The following is a 16375-nucleotide window of genomic DNA, read 5'->3' on the forward strand; positions in this document are numbered from 1 at the left end:
GAAGTTTCTCTTTAAATGACTGCTGCATATTTTAAAGCATGCAACCAGCTTGGTGATTAAACAGGTTGCATGCTGTGAACACTAATCAGAGTCTTTGCTCATTAAACCCATCAATCCCACCAGCGCGGCAAATAGCACGGCTGCTACAGGCCAAATAATCCAAGTAACGCCCCAGTTCATTGTCCATAAGCTCCATGCTAGGAAAATAGCGACTACTAAAGGCCAATAAAACGGTGCCAGTTTGAGTGCGTTGCGTTCACTTTGGGTGAGTTCGCGGTTTTTATCCCCTTCGTTTAATACATGTTTATAGGCTTCATATTCACTTGATGCGGGAATAATCACCCATAAACCTAAGGTAACGATAAACAATAACGCGGCGAGCATCAGCAAGGTTAAATCGGTGCGACCAATCAGCATAATAACTAACAATAATGGAATGCTACTGGTGATAAATAAGGTAACAGCGAGCGATACTTTGCCGTTGTACTTAGGTGTGAATGCGTCGATTTTCTCACTAAAAGCACTATGCACACCATACATCAATTCAAATTTACCTTTTTCAATGGGAGCAATGGCACGCTCATATTGATTGGTTTGGATCATCAAACGTACACCTGCTGCAATTAGAATAAAAATTGAAATTATGCCAAATACCACTGCGGTATTTTTATTTAACCCAATGCTGTTGTTATTGGCTAATGCCAACAGAAAAAACAACGGCACAGCCGAGCATACAAAAAATGCGACGCCTTTGGCGGTGAGAATGGCTTGGGCTTTTTTGGTGTTTACGTAGTCGATAGCTTGCTCTAGGCTAATTTGTGTTAAGTCATTGTCGCGCTCTTCTAAGTGTTCAGCCGTTTCGATTTCGTCTTTTAACAAAAAGTCGGTTGAGACATTAAACAGTTCGGCCAATTTGATAATTTTATTTAAATCAGGAATGCTGTTGGTGCTCTCCCATTTTGAAACCGATTGGCGCGATACGCCCATTTTTTCGGCTAATTCTTCTTGTGACCAGCCCAGTTGCTTTCTTAATGTAATTATTTTCTCGGATAAGATCATTGTTCGTTACTCTGTTTGTTAAATTGCCTCTAGCTTAGGAATTTCAACGGTTGCACACTAGCAAGCTGGCTTGGAATCTTGTCAACTGGCAGTTGCATTTACTTATTTTTGCTAAAAAGCGGCAATTTTTTTACGTTCTAGCATACCGCTTATTGATTAATGGACCAGTAAATTATTTATGCGTTTTTATAATTTTTTTACCGCGTTTTTGTTGCAGCCCAATAGGCAATTTTCAAAAAACGCAAAGTTATATTTGTGCGCTTTTAGTTTTCTTACTTAGTTTTGATTTAAGTCCTTTTGTGAAATAACTTTAGTTGATAGATTGGTATGCAAAATAACGATTGCTGGATAAAAGATGGATTGGCTTGCCGAAGAATCAGAAACAATTACAAATAACCGTAAACCATGGAAAGTAGTGATTGTTGATGACGATTTAGAAGTACACAAAGCAACAAAGTTAGCAATGAAGACGTTCGAGTTTATGGGGCGTCGTCTTGAATTTTACAGTGCCTATAGTGGCAGCGAAGCAAGAGCGCTTTTGCGCGAACATCTCGATGTGGCCGTTATTTTGCTCGATGTTGTAATGGAAACTGATGACGCGGGTTTAAAGCTCGTTAACTTTATTCGTGGTGAGTTAAATAATCGCGATACGCGTATTGTGTTAAGAACAGGGCAAGCCGGACTTGCACCAGAGAGCGAAGTGATTAAAAACTACGATATTGACGGTTACAAAGCCAAAACCGAGATTACCGTCGATAGCTTGCATCATTTGTTCTATACATCATTACGTTCGTTTCGCGATATTTCCCGTTTGTGCAGCTACAAAAATGCGTTAAAAGCCTTGCTAAATTCGGTGCTAAAAGTCGATAAGCTCGCCGATATTGAATCGTTTTCGACAAATTTACTCACCTATTTGAGCGATGTGCTAGACGCCTATGAAGCCGAGCTAGTGATCAATAAACGCAAAGCGTCGGTTATCAATATAAAAAGCACTAATACCACGGTAATTAACGCGCAAAGTGATAGTTCTTCAGCCATTGATGTGCCTGATTTTATTAACACGGTTACCGCTGCCAAACAGCTTACTTACCAAGGCAATTTCGCCGGAATTTATTATAAAAGCGAAAATGAAATTGAAGCTGTGGTTGTGCTAGAAGTGGATACTGAGCTCGATAACAATGCCATAGAGCTGGTGGAAATTTTTACTGAACATGTGTGTGCCCTGATCAGCAAAGTGAATGGAGCAAAGTGATGATACATTTCAATATTGATAAAATCATAACCTCGCTTAAATCGTCTTATGGTAAAGATTTTTTAGATACCATTACGATGCAGCTGCATAAATCAATTGGCGCGCAGTTTACCTTTATTGCCAAATTAGATGCGATACGCAATGTATCCCAAACGATGTCGTTAGTGGCAGGTGACGAATTTGCCGAAAATTTTGAATACTCGCTGGAATTCACCCCGTGTGCTGATGTAAGTGACGATTCTACATGTATTTTCCCCAGTAAAATTTGTAACTTATACCCAAAAGATCAACTGCTTATCGATATGGGCATCGATGGTTACATTGGCGCACCGTTGCACGATTCAAAAGGCGCGGTATTCGGCTTAGTTGTAGCGCTTTACAGTAAACCAATCGAAAACGCCGAAGAGGTTGCGTCGTTATTTGAACTATTTGCCGGACGTATTTCTGCTGAATTAGAGCGCGCTGAAAAAGAACACGCATTGTTTGAATTAAACCAATCACTTGAGCAAAAAGTAGCGTCGCGCACCCATGAATTAGAAAGCGCATTAAAGCAGTTAAAAAGTTCGCAAAAACAGCTTATTGAACAAGAAAAGCTGGCGTCGCTAGGGCGTTTAGTGGCAGGTGTTGCACACGAAGTAAATACGCCATTAGGTGTTGCTATGCTAGGTAATTCAACGGTACTTGCTGGGGTAAATCAGCTTGCTAAAAAGTTAGCGAGCAATACGCTCAGCAAACATGATTTAGACGCTTTTCTTATTGATGCTAAAGAGGCGGGCGAAAGTGTTGAGTTTAATTTAAACCGCGCCAGTGAATTGGTGGTTAACTTTAAGCAAATCGCGACCGATTTTCATACGGATCCGAAAAGCGACGTCAATTTGGTTGAGTGGATTTCTTCTATTTCTACAAGCTTAAAACCAATGCTAAAAAGTGCGGGTATTCAATTTAAACTTGAACTGCCACCTTACGCCTTAATTGTAAATACGTACCCGTCGCGTTTAGCTCAGGTGGTGACTAATTTAGTATCGAACGCGATAAAACACGCCTTTCCAAAAACGCACAGACAAGCCGAAAAGGTCATTACCATTAGGCTAAGTGGCGATGCTACTAATTATGCTCTGGAAATAGCCGATAACGGCATTGGTATGGATGAAGACACACAAGCACATATTCTTGACCCATTTTTTACAACAGACCGTAAATCGGGCGGCATGGGGCTTGGTATGAGCATAGTGCATAATTTAGTTACGGGGTCGTTAAATGGGCGCTTGGTTATTAACAGCGAACAAAATAAAGGCACCAAAGTAAGTGTTTATTTCGCGGGCAAGTAACTAATTTTCAAACTAAAATTTTGATGTCTGACTTTTATAGCGTGCGCATTTATGTCATGCTGCGCGGCAAATAATAATCAAATATTAGGCTGGTAATGGAATTACGACACGTTAGTGAAACGATTATTCATGGTATCTCAACAAGAACTAATAACGATGCTGAAATGGGGCCAAATGGTAAAATTCCGGGTCTTTGGCAAACGTTTGATGCAAAGGTACCGGTAAACTATCAAGGTGGTGAGCGAGTTTACGGCGTTTACTACGATTATGAATCAGATCACACCGGCATGTTTAATGTGCTAGCGGGGTTTGACGGTACATCTTACCCAGATAATCTAGAAGCAATTACGATTAATGAAGGCAAGTATTTGGTGTTTAGCCATAAAGGTGAGATGCCGCAAATCGCAATAGATGCGTGGACGCAAGTTTGGCAATATTTCGCAGGTGATGCGTGTGAGCATCAACGCTTATTTACCACTGACTTTGAATACTACCCAAATGGCAATCAAATAGACGTATGCATTGCGGTAAAATAACACGATAGCTGTGTTTAAGTGGGTGAGCTGATTTTACGTTCAGCCACCACAATATTAAAAACTTTTTAATATCAATCGTTAGTGCCATGAAAAGATGCCCACACTGTCAACAAAAGTTAAATCCATTTTCATTGTCGTTTGCTGCATTTCCTGTTTACTTTAAATGTAATGGCTGTAAAACACGGCTAACGCTAAAACGGGTAAAGGCCTTTTGGCTTACTTATTTGCTTTATAGCGTCATTATTTTGCCAATTGTGGTTCATACACCGTTTATTAATAACCATAACCTTGGTCTGCCAGTGATGATTGCTGGCGCATTTGTGCTTTATTATTTCTTAGCTAACTACCTATTAAGACAAGAAAACATCGCGATTTATAAGTAAGTTATTTATGCCACCTTAAGCGGTTGTGCGCGAACATTTATGTGTTTTATGTGCGGCTTTTTGTGCGGCGTTTTACCTTCCTCAGCCCTATCTTTTTACGTTGAAATGCAAAGACACATTGGTTTTCTTTTTAATATTGTCGACAATATTGCACTTATAAATATAAAAAATGATCATAATTTGAATTTTTACTTTATATTTGTCGACAATTTAAATTTAAGAAAGATTGCTAGTCATGCTTTATAATCTGTTTGGCACTATTAATACGCTGTTTATTGTCGTTAGTTTGTATGGTGTTTTTTCACAGCTTAAAACCATTTTTGAACGTAAACAGGCTGCGCAATGCAGCGATTCGCCAACTGCACTTTTGTCGCTGAATCAATTTTCGGTGAGTTTTTTAGCGTATTTATCGTTTTTTATTTATGGCTATTCCATAGCGCCATTTAATCATTACATTGTATGGCCTAGGCTTGTGGCATCGCTACTTGTTTTGGGCATTTTGATAGAAATATGGCGAGACCGAAAAACACATTTAGCATTTATTAGCATGAGTTTGGCATGCGTGTGTTTAGTGGGCTCAATTTTAGGGTTGTTTGTGGGCGAAACGTTTGCTGATAAAGGTAAGCTAATTTCGACAGCGATTATTTTGTTGGTATCGGCGTTAATTGCGCAGGGTTACGCACATCAAATTTATGTGATTATACGTTCTGGTTCTACAGGTGCGGTGGATTTAAAAATGAGCCAGTTTATTTTGATGATGGATATCTCCACCATTGCGTTTGCCTTTAGTATGGGACTGAAACAAGGGTGGCCGTTGCTTGTTTTAGCAATCACCAGCGGCATAACCAAACTCATTATTATGTATTTGTTTCGCTGGGTTAAGTTAAGCCCCATAGCAAAAGCACGTCGCGTAAAGGCTGCTTAAACTGAAAACAGTATGATATTTAAGCCTAATTACTGTTTGGTTGGTGATTACTTGTAGTGCTTTTTCACTGCGTTGGCAGTATATAACTGCCAAAATTACTGTGTTGTGTCATGACACTTTAAGCTATGCGTCAACTGCGCGATAGCGCGCAGTTGCTGTAAAAAGTAGTGGTGGCGGGCCAATCACTAAATACTCCAATTACACCCACTGTTTTAGCGAGAAAGTCGAGCAACTCTAAGGTAAAACCTTCATTTTTAATTGCCGGTTTAACTGATTGATAATAAAAACCGCCACCTTGCGTGATTAGCCCTGAACGCTCTAACGTCCATGTAATTATTTTTAGTCCGGCTTTTTTTGCCTCTAGCGCATAGGCTGATTCAATCAGTTGATTATTTTCATCTAAACTTACCAACACCCAAAGTGGTGGCGCAATAATATTGATACCCATGGCTTTTAATTCGCTCATGCTGTGTTGCCACGTTGCGGGGTTATTGTGATCAAAATTATCTTGTTCATAGCCATCGTCTAAATACACAGCTTGCGTGGCAAAATCGGGGTAGTGTTTAATCCAATACTGTAAATCGTCAAGCTCAAACGATTGCACAAAAACATCACTTGAAGAAATGCCCGCTTGTTTATATTCGCTAATCAGTTTTTTTGCGTATGCACTTTGAGAAAGCCCATCAAATGGCATTGTTACTTGGGGCTTTTTAAGCTCAGGTGTCATTTTTACACCTAGGCTTTTAAACAGTTCTACGCTTTGTCGGTGAGTCATTAAAGTGCCGCTAGCAGCATATAAATCAGTGCGCCAATTAGGTGTGCCAGTTAGGTAGTCTTGCGGCGTTTTAGCGTACACATTAGCGCCGTCCATTTTGCCTGATAACTGCAAAAATTCTGCGAGTGTAAAATCTGATGTGCAGCATTCTACTTGTACTTTTTTGCCAAGCGCTTTATCGCCTGGAGTAAAAGGTATTCGGCATTTTTTAGCAAGCTTTGGCTTTGCTAACACGTTTGTTGTTTGGTGCAAATCACATTGCGAATGGCGACATACTAGGGCTTGGTCTTTAGTAAAAGCAACATCACATTCTAAAAGACCTGCGCCCATTTTTGCTGCAGCAAGGTAAGACTCTTTGGTATGTTCTGGAAATTGCAGTGGCGCTCCGCGGTGACCTATTGAAAAATCGGATTTTTCAAAGGTTTTTGTATTACAACTTTCAAGCTGAGTTTTAAGTGGTGAGTTGTCCATTTGCGAGACGAGATAATATGGGCGCACACCCACTTCAACTTTTTCATTATGTGTTTGTGACATGCTTTGGCAGCCGCTAAGAAGCAAGATTATCAAGAAAATTATCGCGCGCATACATCGCCCTTATGGTTATGATTTACCCATTACAGCACAATAAAATGACAAAATGAGAAACAACACATAATTTTTGGCGATGCGCATATTAACCTTGCTGTTGATGTTTTAATACTTGAGCACTAGCAGTGTGATTTTGTTACTTTACGGCCTTGCCTAAATGACATTGGCTAATCAATCAAAAACTTGAGCTCGGTGGCTGCTTTAGTCGGTGTAACTTCTGTTATCTCGTAGCTAGCTATGTTTTCACGATAAAAAGGGTCATGTGCTAGTTCGCGCTCAAGTGTTTTGCGATCGTTAATGGTTGAAATGATCACGCCACCTGTTCTTGGTTCTTTTCGGCCCGATAAAATGAAATGCCCTTTTTCATATTGGGCATTTAGGTATTCAATGTGCTCAGGTATAAATTTATCAACCTTGTTAAGGGGCACTTGATAGGTGAGTGAAACAATAAACATATGTCGTCCTTGATTTATAAAAGCAAAGTCTGATTATTAGCGCGAAAACGCCAATATGCTTTAGTTGTTTTTAGCGATGCCCATTAATACCTGCATCGTGCTATTGTTGCTGGTTAATGAAAATGCGTTAGTCACACTTTCAACAAGTAAGTTTGCGTTTTCATAGCCTTGGGTGATCATCTCTGGTGTAAAACCAAAATCATCGTGCTCATTGCGCAGCCAATCCCACTGTAAAAACGTACCGTTTTGTTTTAACAAGCGTTTAAACAAGGTTAATAACTGCAGGTAATTTGGCACAAACGCACACACTGATGATGCAATAATTAAGTCAAAACCGTCTGTTAACAATGGGTTATTTTTAATTTCGTGTTCTGATAGTTCACAACAAAGTGTTTTGACATTGGTAAGCGATTTGGCGTTTAACACATCAATCATTTTTGCTGATGTATCAATGGCTATGACCTCTGTGGCTTGTTTCGCTATTTTTTCTGTAAGCAAGCCCGTGCCACAGCCAAAATCGAGTACACGCAGGCCATTTAGTTCTGTATATTGTGTAAGTGATTTGAACGCGTTTTCGGCGTAGAGGACGACATCTTGGTTGTTGTCCCAACCATCGGCATATTCATCCCAACTGTTGCTCATATTTGTTCCTGTTTAAAAAGTTTTTAAGGTTTAATGCGCGCAAGTAGAGCACGTATTTCGCTTACAACCATTTCGGGTTCATCGTTTTGTGGGTAATGGTAGCTTTTATCGGTTAATACAGCTTTTCCTCGTGGAAAATCATTGGCCCAATCGGTATGCAGTTTACCCCACAGTTCACGGGCTTTGTCGGTAAAAAATAAGAGTGCTGGCTCGGGGTAGTGTTTTATTGAGGCAATGACGGTAACAGGAATATCTGGAATTTGCGGGTAGTCGGGCAACGGGCGCTTAGACCAAAAATCTAAATATTGGTTAGAAAGCCCATTTGCTTGGTCGTCGAGTTTTACTTGCGCAATTTCTTTTTCTGCCTGTGCTAAGTTAATTTGGCGCATGATATCGACATCGTGCTCTGAGGCTGGCTCAATCAGCATTAATGCGCTTACTTGTGTTGGGTAAGTTGCTGCAAATCGTCTTGCGATGTAAGCGCCGTAAGAATGGGCAATTAACACCACGGGCTTTTTAATTTTTAGTGCCGCAAGTAGCAAGCGCGCTTCTTCTGCGTATTCTTCAGAGCTGTAGTTTTTAGTTATTTTTTGCGAACCGCCATTGCCAATACGCGAATAGCGAATAACACGTGCATGCTGAGTTAGCGTATTGAAAATAGGGTCCCAATCGGATAAACCTGCCGACCCTCCGGCTTCTAATAAAATGGTATGCTCACCGCTACCAGCCATTTGGTATTCGACGGTAATCCCTTTTACTTTTGTAAATTGAGCGGTAGCGAAAACATTAAAAGTGAGCAGTGAACTTGCTAATAACAACCAAAATTTCAAAATAACTCCTTGTTATGGTGGTGGGAGGTGAATATTTTAAGGCAAAAACTAATACCAGTTTGCCCTTAGCCAAAAAGCCTAATAGTCACAGGTGTATTTACTGTAATTCCAACTTCCACCTGAATCTAAGCAGGTGTCTGAGTGTAAAAATTCGTTTAAGAACGGCGTAACAGAGAGGGTGATTGCAGCAACTGCTAGCCAGGCTTTAAATTTGTTGTGTGACTTTTTGATAATAATGACAGCAAATAATGTGCACGATGCGGCCCACATTAAATTGTGTTTACTGTGCTCATTCCAAGCAAACTCGCTTTTATCGGGCAAGCTTATAGTCCAATAATTAAAAAATGCGGTGTTCACAAAAATTAATGCGCTAACAACAAGAGACGTTGCGATACACCATTTTAAAATCTTAAGCTTATTCATGTGGCAATGTTCTGATTAACGTATTTGCACGATTATGACTTAATTTTAGGTACATGTATTGTAAATAACTGTATTAATTAAATTGCTAAGCGCCTAGTAACGGCAGGTGTTTACACCGCTGATAGGTTAATGCGAGTGTTAAACATTGGCGAATAACATGATGCGGTAAAGGCTTATTGAGCGGCAATATAATTGCTCTGTTTGCTTGAAATTCAAGTGTATCGCGATAGAGTTCTCGAAACGTATCGACAAGCTTGGTGCGGCAGTTAAAATACAATGCATAGTATTGAGGGGTTTTGGGCTTCCAGTCCATGCGTATTGGCGTACCTGATTTCACACTGTAACTTGGCTCGCCCCATTTTAAACACTCGTCAACATCGCCTAAGTTTAATTCTGTTGCTAGTGAAAATATTAGGCTGCGCAATTCTTCTAAACGTTGCTGTACGTGAAGAGGGTAAGTGCGCAATCGCTGTTGTACTTCATTGTTCATGTTGCTTCCTGCTATCGATTAGGGTTCTATAAATCTTATTTATGTTTTGGTCACAAATAATTAGAGTAAAGAGGCTAATACGCTCTGGTACTTAATCAAGTTTATTTATACCGCGGGCGAGTTACACTCTTTGCTAAAAATGGTATTAACTACCTTAAACACTATTTTAAATCGCCATGCTCTAGGTAGTATGCGTTAACTTTGATTGGATTAACATTGAGTTGGTGTGCAATTTCCTCATTACTAAGGCTTGTATTGGCACCTTCTATGCTAAATTTTTGCATTAGCGATGATGCGCTGTTAATCCAAAACAAGTGATCAACTCCAGGTTTACCTTCAATAATACGAGCATAGAATTGCCTTGCTACGCCATTGGGAGTGAGGCGAATGTATTCCGCAGTTTTTGGCATATCCGGATTAAGCTGTTGCCTAAAAATAACGTCTTTCACAATGATGTTTTGTTGAGGTAATTCAAGCGTTCCACCGCGTTCAAAATGATCTGAGTATAGATCAGCCTTAAACTGCCATATTCCTTTTTCATTTTGGGCTAGCTTGGTTAGGTCAAATCGTTCTGGCGATAGCGTCCAATAATTTGAGTTATTTACTAGCGTATTTCGCAGCTTATTGTGATTTACACTGTTGGCGAGCTCAAAACGCACAATTAACTGCATGTCGTGAGGAGCATGAAACATAGGTAAATGCGACGCATAAAGTGATTGCCCATCTGAAAAAAGCAGCATGCCATGTAAACCAACTCGCGCGTTGTGCAGATGGTTGCTGTTTTTCGCAGAGGCTGCATTAGCAACACCAAGTAAAATGGATAAAATGAGTGGCAATATGAATTTCATTATATAACTCCATGCTTTGTTTGTGAAAAAAGTAACCCGAAAACACTGATAGTGAGGGTGCATGTAAATACCCAAGCAGTAATCGACAGGGTGTTTTTAAACACGAAATGTTGAATAATTGCTTGCCCTAAAATGCCAAGGCCAACCCAAATAGCATACGATACCGTTATTGGGATTGTTTTACTGGCAACGCCAAGCAGATACAAGCTCAAACCCATGCAAGCGCATAGCATAAGAACATAAAAATGAGATTTTGCGGATGTGTGAGCGCCGAGTAGCGCAACCCATAAAATTTCGAAAAGTGATGCACCAAAAAGGGCGAGATAACTCAGAAACATAACGCCACCTAATTAAATTGGGTGGGGCCGTCCCCGATGAAAATGGAGCGGTAAGGTCGTCCTTACTTCCTAACGGATGCTAAAAATAGCAAAAGCAAAGCGCATCTGCAACACCCTTTTAACGGTTGAACAAGTCGCGTGTGTATATTAGTAACTCGTACGCTTTTGTTAAAACGAATACTGAAAATCCAACATTACGCGTGTACTTTCGTAGTTTATAGGTGATTGCCCCCCTTTAAAGGGTTGTACCGCATACACATTGCTATTGAAGAGATTTTTGATGCCAAAATTCCATAACGTATGAGTGGTTCTATATTGATAGAAAGCATCAACATCATAAATCGTATCTAATTTTTCTGGCTCGCCGCAGATAAAGTTTGGATCATTAGTACAAGCATATTGACCCGATACAATCCTACCTAGCAGATGAAAGCGCGAATTGGCAGTGAAACGATAGTGTAAATCAGCCTTAAACATATGGTTTGGAATACCCAAAACCGCATCTTTATTTGATGGAATAGTAAAGGAGTCAATATTACTTTTTTCAACTGTAAAGTATGAATAATTAGCATTGACGTGGAGCTTATCTAATTGCCACTTAAGTTGCAGCTCCATACCCATGGTTCTAAAGTCACCGAGTGTTGTATTACTGGCTGATTGCGGATTAAAACCAATAAAATTATCTACTTGTAATAGGTACAAATTACCGACGAGCGACGCCGTTTCGGTTAATTGATAACCGGTTTCCATTTCCCAACTTTTACTGGTTTCGGGATCTAATATGGGGGTGCCTGCATTATGTGCACTGGCAACAGTATCAAATTGCGGTATTTTAAATGCCTCGTTGTAGATTAATTTTGTATGAAGTTTATCCCAAGTTTTGGTAAGTGACAGCCTAGGTACCAGCTCAGGCCCAGCTAAGTCGTGGTTTTCGTAGCGGATACCGGCAAGTACGTTGGCAAAATCCCAATCAGATTCGTATTGGGCGTATAAGGAATAATCATTATTTGACGCATTATTACTGCCAAAATATCGTACTGTTGGGTCGAAAATGTAAGATTGGTTCACTTCGGCTTTTTCATAATAATAATGTGAGCCAATCAATAGGCTGCTGTTATCAGCTAATGCATACAAACCTTGTACATCGACACGAGAGCGGTTTATTTTACGTGAAAGATCATGACCATATTGCCCTTGGCTATTCCATGGTTTTTGATTGGTGTAAGTTAATTTACTGCTTAACGCGAGCTTATCATTAAGCTGCCACTCTTTACCTAAACTAATCGCTTGATGTAAAAAAGTTAACTCATTGGCTTGCGTATAACGCTGGTTTGGCGAAAAAAATAATCCCGAGTCACCAAACAATAGGCGGTCTTCTTGTTTTAACTTTTCATATTGTGCATTTAAATCCCAACCGTTATAGCGCAGATTCATACTTAGGTTAGTCGGTTGCGAGTTGCTATTGTTTTGCAGGTTAAATTGATAACCGTCCAGTGCTTGCCAAGTGGCATTACTGTAATCACCATAGCCTAAACTACCAGATAGCCCATATTCCAATTGGGAAGAGTTAAGTGTTACTTCACCTGAGTGAGTAAAACCAACAATGCCATTATGAAAACCCGATTTACCAATATCTGTCATCAGGTTGAGTTTATTGTCGCCGGTAGCTTGGTTGAGTGTGGTGACGCGAATTACTGCTAAAGCAGCTTGGCCGCCATATTTAACAGACCCAGGACCACGAATGATCTCTACCTGAGAGATATTACTTACAGGATAGCGGTTTCCCAAAACAAGTGAGCCAAATGCCATTTCATTTTGTTCAATGCCGTCAATAATCAGTAATATTTTAGCTTCCATGCCCCAAATGCCACGAAAGCTTACCGAGAATGTGCCCAAGGTATCGGTGCCAATCCAAAAACCAGGTACTTGTTTTAATAAATCTTTTAAATAACGTGCACCAGAGCTTTCAATGGCACTGCGAGTGATCAATGTTATGACACTTGGTTGTTCATTAACGCCTTTTTTATCGTTGGACGCGATATCAATTTCGATGTCCATTAATTCTTGAATGGATAGGGAGAAAAGGTCAGTCTCAGAGCTCGGTGTTTGTGCGGATGTTTTAAACGAAAACCCACTCAAAAAAATTAACAAAGCACAGAATATATAGGTGATAAGGTATTTGAAAATCATACAAAATTAATGGTGAGCAGGGCATATTTATAGTTTAGAAGCATTGCTCTTTTTATCAACTAATTAGAGTAGTGCTTTATGCTAATTTGGCATTTAAACGGGCAAGGTTATACTTTTAAATTTGTCGATCAAACAACATGAATTAAGATAGCAATAGCAGGAAAGCATACTGAAACTTCACATATTGACTTTAAAAGGTTACGCATGATTGAGCTGTTTTACCGTTCCGAGTAGATTTATTAGTGCATTTTTCTTAGCGCCTTTGGTCATGTCGTAATTGCTAATAAAGCGGGTCATATTTAAAAAGATTTGACCACCAAACGACTCACAATCATCAGGAGAAGCAAAATACGCCATTGACCATTCTGGGAATAATCTGCTATCAAGTTCTATTTGGTCAATAACCATCTTAACTCTATGGCGTTTGTCTGATTTTATTTTCAAAAATAATTCATCCAATGTATTGGCTGGGCCCTCAATGTATTGGACAAACTGGCTATTTTTAAAATAAAGAAAGCCGGTAATTGAATGTTTTTGATTGGTATTTGCGGCATTGATTAACAGACAATTTAGGTCCAATTCATCAAAAAACGTTGTTGCTTCACTGAGATACACTAATCCTGTAATCACGCTAAACTCCTTCCTATTATATTAGCAGAGCTTAGCGTAATTCTAATGTTTTACCATGTAGAGCTAAGAATTTATTACTCAAAAGTATGTTGATTAATAATGGATTTATTGTTTTTAACTCTACTTACTCACCTAACTAGGGAATTTTTTCTTTAAAATCACTCAAAGCTGAAATATTTGTTAGACATTTTATGCCTGATTCTTTACCAATGCTGCGCCGTGTTTTAATGAAATAAAATAGTTGGCTTAAATTGCTATGGCTTGCGCATAAGCCAACTATTATTTATCTCATTTATCCAGCTTGTTGCTGCGGAAGTTAATCTCCGCCCGAATCACCGTCACTTCCCGAGCTAGAGCTAGAATCAGTCGACGAATCAAATTCGGAATAAACACTTACTCCAAAGTCAGCATGTCGATAAATTAAAAGAGTTGTAAAAATAAGGGTAACACTAATATGTTTAAGTACTAAAGCTCGGTATTATCAACGCGATACCAAACAATAAAAACGTTACACCACTTATTTTATTGAATCGTTGACGGTTTTTATTACCACTAATTAGGTGCTTTGCCTTATCAGCCAGTGCGGCATAGCTGAAATAAATTGTAAAATGAATCAATGCACTGATAATACAAAGCACAGTTACTTGAGGTATCAATGGTGTTTTTGAGTAAATAAATTGAGGTAATAAGGCTGATACAAAAATTAGGGCTTTCGGGTTTAAAGATGTCACCCAAAAAGCTTGTTTGAAGATTAGCCAAGGTTGGGAGTGTATAGAAGGTAGAGACACACCCGTACTTAGTTGAAATACAGCTGAGCGATAAATCTTAATTCCTAAATAACATAAATAACTAGCGCCAAAAAATTTTATTACGGCTAATAATTCTTCAAACGCCAAAATAATCGTTGCTAAACTTGTAGCGCTGATAAGTAATAAGAGTTGAAATGCAATTACATTCCCTAAAACGCCGAACGCTGCGAGCTTTTTGCCGAAGTTTAAACCGTTATTAATTGAAAGTAATACGGATGGGCCTGGGGATGCCAAAAGCATCGTAACTATTATTGTATACGTAGCATATTGATCTAGATTCATTTTCTTCTCTGACTATTGCTTTGGTGTTTGGTTGTCACTGCCATAATCGCGAACTATATTGCCAACTTTTATTCTGAAATGACTAAAAAGCTCTTCTTTTCCTTTTTTCTGCGCGGTTTGGTGCTTAAAATGTGCTTTCCACTGTGTTACCGCCGCTTCGTTTTGCCAAAATGATAACGATAAAAATGTGTCTGGGTTTGAAAGGCTTTGAAAGCGTTCGACAGAAATAAAGCCATCAATTTGATTTAGCGAACTTTTTAATTCCTGCGCCATTTCAAAATAACGTGCCTTTCCGTTAGCTTTTGGAGTTACTTCAAATATTACTGCGATCATATATTTTCTCCTTAGGAACTCGCATGTACGTTACGGGGGTCTACAAAAACGTACGTTTTCATTAACAATAAATTTTTTAGTTTTAGCCAAGTGAGTATTGCTTTTATCTTGCTCTAACAGATGTAACCTGCTCCGAGAGTTTTCATCATTTGCCAGCCGGCTAAAGCTGATTAATACACGTGCATCTAATTTAAAAAGATTTTGTAAAAGTTGATTATTTTCATACTTATTGTTTCCGTGTCTGTTTTTTGGCAGTCTACCGGTCTTAAATAGTGATGCTTCGACGGTGGTCGAACTGTGAAGGAATAAATAAGTGGAACCTAATATTGCTTACATTGGAAGTCTAATAGGCGATAAAGCCAGGTCAAAAATGTTGACTGCTTTGATGAGTGGTAAAGCGTTGACTGCAACAGAGTTATCACTTGAAGCCGACATTACCCCTCAAACCGCCAGCAGTCATTTGATGAAATTAGTTGAAGGCGAGCTATTAATCGAAAGAAAGCAGGGGCGTCATAAATATTTTCAGCTTAAAAACTTGCAAGTTGCTGAACTGATTGAGCAAATGCTAAATATCAGCGCAACGCTATCAAAGAGCAAAACTATTACGGGACCCGCAAACGAAAGGCTAAGAAAATCGCGTATTTGTTACGACCATTTAGCGGGAGAACTAGGAGTAAGGTTACTTGATGCGTTAGTGAATCAAGGTTTGCTTAATGAGGATTCTTCAGAGCTTACGTTGACAGAAGCAGGATACGATTTTTTTTGCAAGATAGGTGTTGATTTTAACGTACTTAGCAAGCGCCGCCGACCGTTGTGTAAAGCATGTCTAGATTGGAGCGAAAGGAGAAGCCACCTTGCGGGTAGTATTGGGAAATGGGTGTTAGACGATGCGATGAATCGTAATTGGGCAAGCCAAGACTTAGATTCCAGAGTGATTCAATTTACACCGCAAGGGTTAAACGCCTTTACGAAAAGGTATGGTATTTGAACGTTAACTGCACGCATTGTACAAACTCACTTTATTCCAGAATTCCAATTTAAGAATTTCACTTATTTTCAAACGGATATAACACACACTTTGCATGTTCAAAATCACCTAACTCTGGAATTTTTTCTTTAAAATCACTTAAAGCTGGAATATTTGTTAGACGTTTAATGCTGATTCTTTACCAATGCTGCGCCGTGTTTTACTGAAATAAAATAGTTGGCTTAAATTCGCAAAATTTAAGCAACAGCCAACTATTATTTATCTCATTTAT

Annotated in this window: 19 protein-coding genes; 6 read left to right on the plus strand and 13 right to left on the minus strand. The window is 39.2% G+C overall.

Annotated features, from left to right (window positions below; all coding sequences use genetic code 11):
- Positions 1-81: 81 nt before the first annotated feature.
- Positions 82-1059: a helix-turn-helix domain-containing protein gene (locus tag ACHSBP_RS18600; RefSeq protein WP_395390062.1), complete on the minus strand. Its 978-nt coding sequence runs from the start codon at positions 1057-1059 to the stop codon at positions 82-84.
- Positions 1060-1414: 355 nt separating this feature from the next.
- Here ACHSBP_RS18600 and ACHSBP_RS18605 point away from each other — a divergent pair, with 355 nt between their 5' ends.
- The 5 genes from ACHSBP_RS18605 (at position 1415) to ACHSBP_RS18625 (ending at position 5483) form a co-directional block, all read left to right on the plus strand.
- Complete coding sequence (locus ACHSBP_RS18605; protein WP_105172393.1) at positions 1415-2311, plus strand: DUF3369 domain-containing protein; 897 nt, start codon at positions 1415-1417, stop codon at positions 2309-2311.
- Positions 2311-3639, plus strand: a complete 1329-nt coding sequence (locus ACHSBP_RS18610) for an ATP-binding protein (protein WP_395390063.1) — start codon at positions 2311-2313, stop codon at positions 3637-3639. Before ACHSBP_RS18605 ends, ACHSBP_RS18610 begins: the two co-directional genes overlap by 1 nt.
- Before the next feature lie 95 nt (positions 3640-3734).
- Entirely contained in the window at positions 3735-4175 is a 441-nt protein-coding gene (locus tag ACHSBP_RS18615; RefSeq protein ID WP_100915781.1) for a GyrI-like domain-containing protein, read from the plus strand.
- Between the two features lie 86 nt (positions 4176-4261).
- Entirely contained in the window at positions 4262-4558 is a 297-nt protein-coding gene (locus ACHSBP_RS18620; RefSeq protein ID WP_395390064.1) for a hypothetical protein, read from the plus strand.
- Between the two features lie 235 nt (positions 4559-4793).
- On the plus strand, positions 4794-5483 hold the full coding sequence (locus tag ACHSBP_RS18625) for a hypothetical protein (protein WP_395390065.1): 690 nt from the start codon (positions 4794-4796) through the stop codon (positions 5481-5483).
- A gap of 130 nt (positions 5484-5613) precedes the next feature.
- Here ACHSBP_RS18625 and ACHSBP_RS18630 read toward each other — a convergent pair whose 3' ends face one another.
- From ACHSBP_RS18630 to ACHSBP_RS18685, 12 genes are all read right to left on the minus strand, one after another.
- Positions 5614-6843: a glycerophosphodiester phosphodiesterase family protein gene (locus ACHSBP_RS18630; RefSeq protein WP_395390066.1), complete on the minus strand. Its 1230-nt coding sequence runs from the start codon at positions 6841-6843 to the stop codon at positions 5614-5616.
- A 170-nt stretch (positions 6844-7013) separates the two neighbouring features.
- A complete protein-coding gene (locus ACHSBP_RS18635; protein WP_395390067.1) occupies positions 7014-7301 on the minus strand; it encodes a YciI family protein in 288 nt (95 codons plus the stop codon).
- 60 nt (positions 7302-7361) lie between these two features.
- Positions 7362-7943, minus strand: coding sequence for a class I SAM-dependent DNA methyltransferase (locus tag ACHSBP_RS18640; protein ID WP_395390068.1), 582 nt, complete (start codon positions 7941-7943; stop codon positions 7362-7364).
- A 23-nt stretch (positions 7944-7966) separates the two neighbouring features.
- Positions 7967-8773 (minus strand): alpha/beta fold hydrolase, encoded by an 807-nt coding sequence (locus tag ACHSBP_RS18645; protein WP_395390069.1) that lies wholly within the window; start codon positions 8771-8773, stop codon positions 7967-7969.
- 78 nt (positions 8774-8851) lie between these two features.
- Positions 8852-9196: a hypothetical protein gene (locus tag ACHSBP_RS18650; protein WP_395390070.1), complete on the minus strand. Its 345-nt coding sequence runs from the start codon at positions 9194-9196 to the stop codon at positions 8852-8854.
- Positions 9197-9281: 85 nt separating this feature from the next.
- Positions 9282-9686, minus strand: coding sequence for a DUF1801 domain-containing protein (locus tag ACHSBP_RS18655; RefSeq protein ID WP_395390071.1), 405 nt, complete (start codon positions 9684-9686; stop codon positions 9282-9284).
- Between the two features lie 161 nt (positions 9687-9847).
- A complete protein-coding gene (locus ACHSBP_RS18660; RefSeq protein WP_395390072.1) occupies positions 9848-10534 on the minus strand; it encodes a hypothetical protein in 687 nt (228 codons plus the stop codon).
- Positions 10534-10872, minus strand: a complete 339-nt coding sequence (locus tag ACHSBP_RS18665; protein WP_010558560.1) for a multidrug efflux SMR transporter — start codon at positions 10870-10872, stop codon at positions 10534-10536. The genes ACHSBP_RS18660 and ACHSBP_RS18665 overlap by 1 nt, the downstream gene beginning before the upstream one ends.
- 168 nt (positions 10873-11040) lie before the next feature.
- Positions 11041-12930: a TonB-dependent receptor plug domain-containing protein gene (locus tag ACHSBP_RS18670; RefSeq protein ID WP_395390073.1), complete on the minus strand. Its 1890-nt coding sequence runs from the start codon at positions 12928-12930 to the stop codon at positions 11041-11043.
- 330 nt (positions 12931-13260) lie between these two features.
- Positions 13261-13692: a BLUF domain-containing protein gene (locus ACHSBP_RS18675; protein ID WP_010558562.1), complete on the minus strand. Its 432-nt coding sequence runs from the start codon at positions 13690-13692 to the stop codon at positions 13261-13263.
- Positions 13693-14150: 458 nt separating this feature from the next.
- The gene (locus ACHSBP_RS18680) at positions 14151-14783 is read right to left on the minus strand and encodes a LysE family translocator (protein WP_395390074.1); all 633 of its coding nucleotides are present in this window, start codon (positions 14781-14783) and stop codon (positions 14151-14153) included.
- 12 nt (positions 14784-14795) lie between these two features.
- Positions 14796-15116 carry an antibiotic biosynthesis monooxygenase family protein gene (locus tag ACHSBP_RS18685; RefSeq protein WP_395390075.1) on the minus strand — a complete coding sequence of 107 codons (321 nt, stop codon included), beginning with the start codon at positions 15114-15116 and terminating at the stop codon, positions 14796-14798.
- A gap of 313 nt (positions 15117-15429) precedes the next feature.
- On the opposite strand from ACHSBP_RS18685, the gene ACHSBP_RS18690 reads away from it, so the two are divergent.
- Complete coding sequence (locus ACHSBP_RS18690; protein WP_395390076.1) at positions 15430-16104, plus strand: ArsR/SmtB family transcription factor; 675 nt, start codon at positions 15430-15432, stop codon at positions 16102-16104.
- Positions 16105-16375: the final 271 nt, after the last annotated feature.

The sequence above is a fragment of the Pseudoalteromonas sp. XMcav1-K genome, assembly GCF_044005875.1.
GTDB classification, from domain to species: domain Bacteria; phylum Pseudomonadota; class Gammaproteobacteria; order Enterobacterales; family Alteromonadaceae; genus Pseudoalteromonas; species Pseudoalteromonas spongiae.

Bases quoted from the DNA above. Each gene is read 5' to 3' on its own strand.
- ACHSBP_RS18640 (WP_395390068.1), bottom strand. From the start codon at position 7,943: ATGAGCAACAGTTGGGATGAATATGCCGATGGTTGGGACAACAACCAA.
- ACHSBP_RS18605 (WP_105172393.1), top strand. From the start codon at position 1,415: ATGGATTGGCTTGCCGAAGAATCAGAAACAATTACAAATAACCGTAAA.
- ACHSBP_RS18660 (WP_395390072.1), bottom strand. From the start codon at position 10,534: ATGAAATTCATATTGCCACTCATTTTATCCATTTTACTTGGTGTTGCT.
- ACHSBP_RS18615 (WP_100915781.1), top strand. From the start codon at position 3,735: ATGGAATTACGACACGTTAGTGAAACGATTATTCATGGTATCTCAACA.
- ACHSBP_RS18600 (WP_395390062.1), bottom strand. From the start codon at position 1,059: ATGATCTTATCCGAGAAAATAATTACATTAAGAAAGCAACTGGGCTGG.
- ACHSBP_RS18635 (WP_395390067.1), bottom strand. From the start codon at position 7,301: ATGTTTATTGTTTCACTCACCTATCAAGTGCCCCTTAACAAGGTTGAT.
- ACHSBP_RS18655 (WP_395390071.1), bottom strand. From the start codon at position 9,686: ATGAACAATGAAGTACAACAGCGATTGCGCACTTACCCTCTTCACGTA.
- ACHSBP_RS18680 (WP_395390074.1), bottom strand. From the start codon at position 14,783: ATGAATCTAGATCAATATGCTACGTATACAATAATAGTTACGATGCTT.
- ACHSBP_RS18665 (WP_010558560.1), bottom strand. From the start codon at position 10,872: ATGTTTCTGAGTTATCTCGCCCTTTTTGGTGCATCACTTTTCGAAATT.
- ACHSBP_RS18650 (WP_395390070.1), bottom strand. From the start codon at position 9,196: ATGAATAAGCTTAAGATTTTAAAATGGTGTATCGCAACGTCTCTTGTT.
- ACHSBP_RS18625 (WP_395390065.1), top strand. From the start codon at position 4,794: ATGCTTTATAATCTGTTTGGCACTATTAATACGCTGTTTATTGTCGTT.
- ACHSBP_RS18670 (WP_395390073.1), bottom strand. From the start codon at position 12,930: ATGGACATCGAAATTGATATCGCGTCCAACGATAAAAAAGGCGTTAAT.
- ACHSBP_RS18630 (WP_395390066.1), bottom strand. From the start codon at position 6,843: ATGCGCGCGATAATTTTCTTGATAATCTTGCTTCTTAGCGGCTGCCAA.
- ACHSBP_RS18685 (WP_395390075.1), bottom strand. From the start codon at position 15,116: ATGATCGCAGTAATATTTGAAGTAACTCCAAAAGCTAACGGAAAGGCA.
- ACHSBP_RS18610 (WP_395390063.1), top strand. From the start codon at position 2,311: ATGATACATTTCAATATTGATAAAATCATAACCTCGCTTAAATCGTCT.
- ACHSBP_RS18620 (WP_395390064.1), top strand. From the start codon at position 4,262: ATGAAAAGATGCCCACACTGTCAACAAAAGTTAAATCCATTTTCATTG.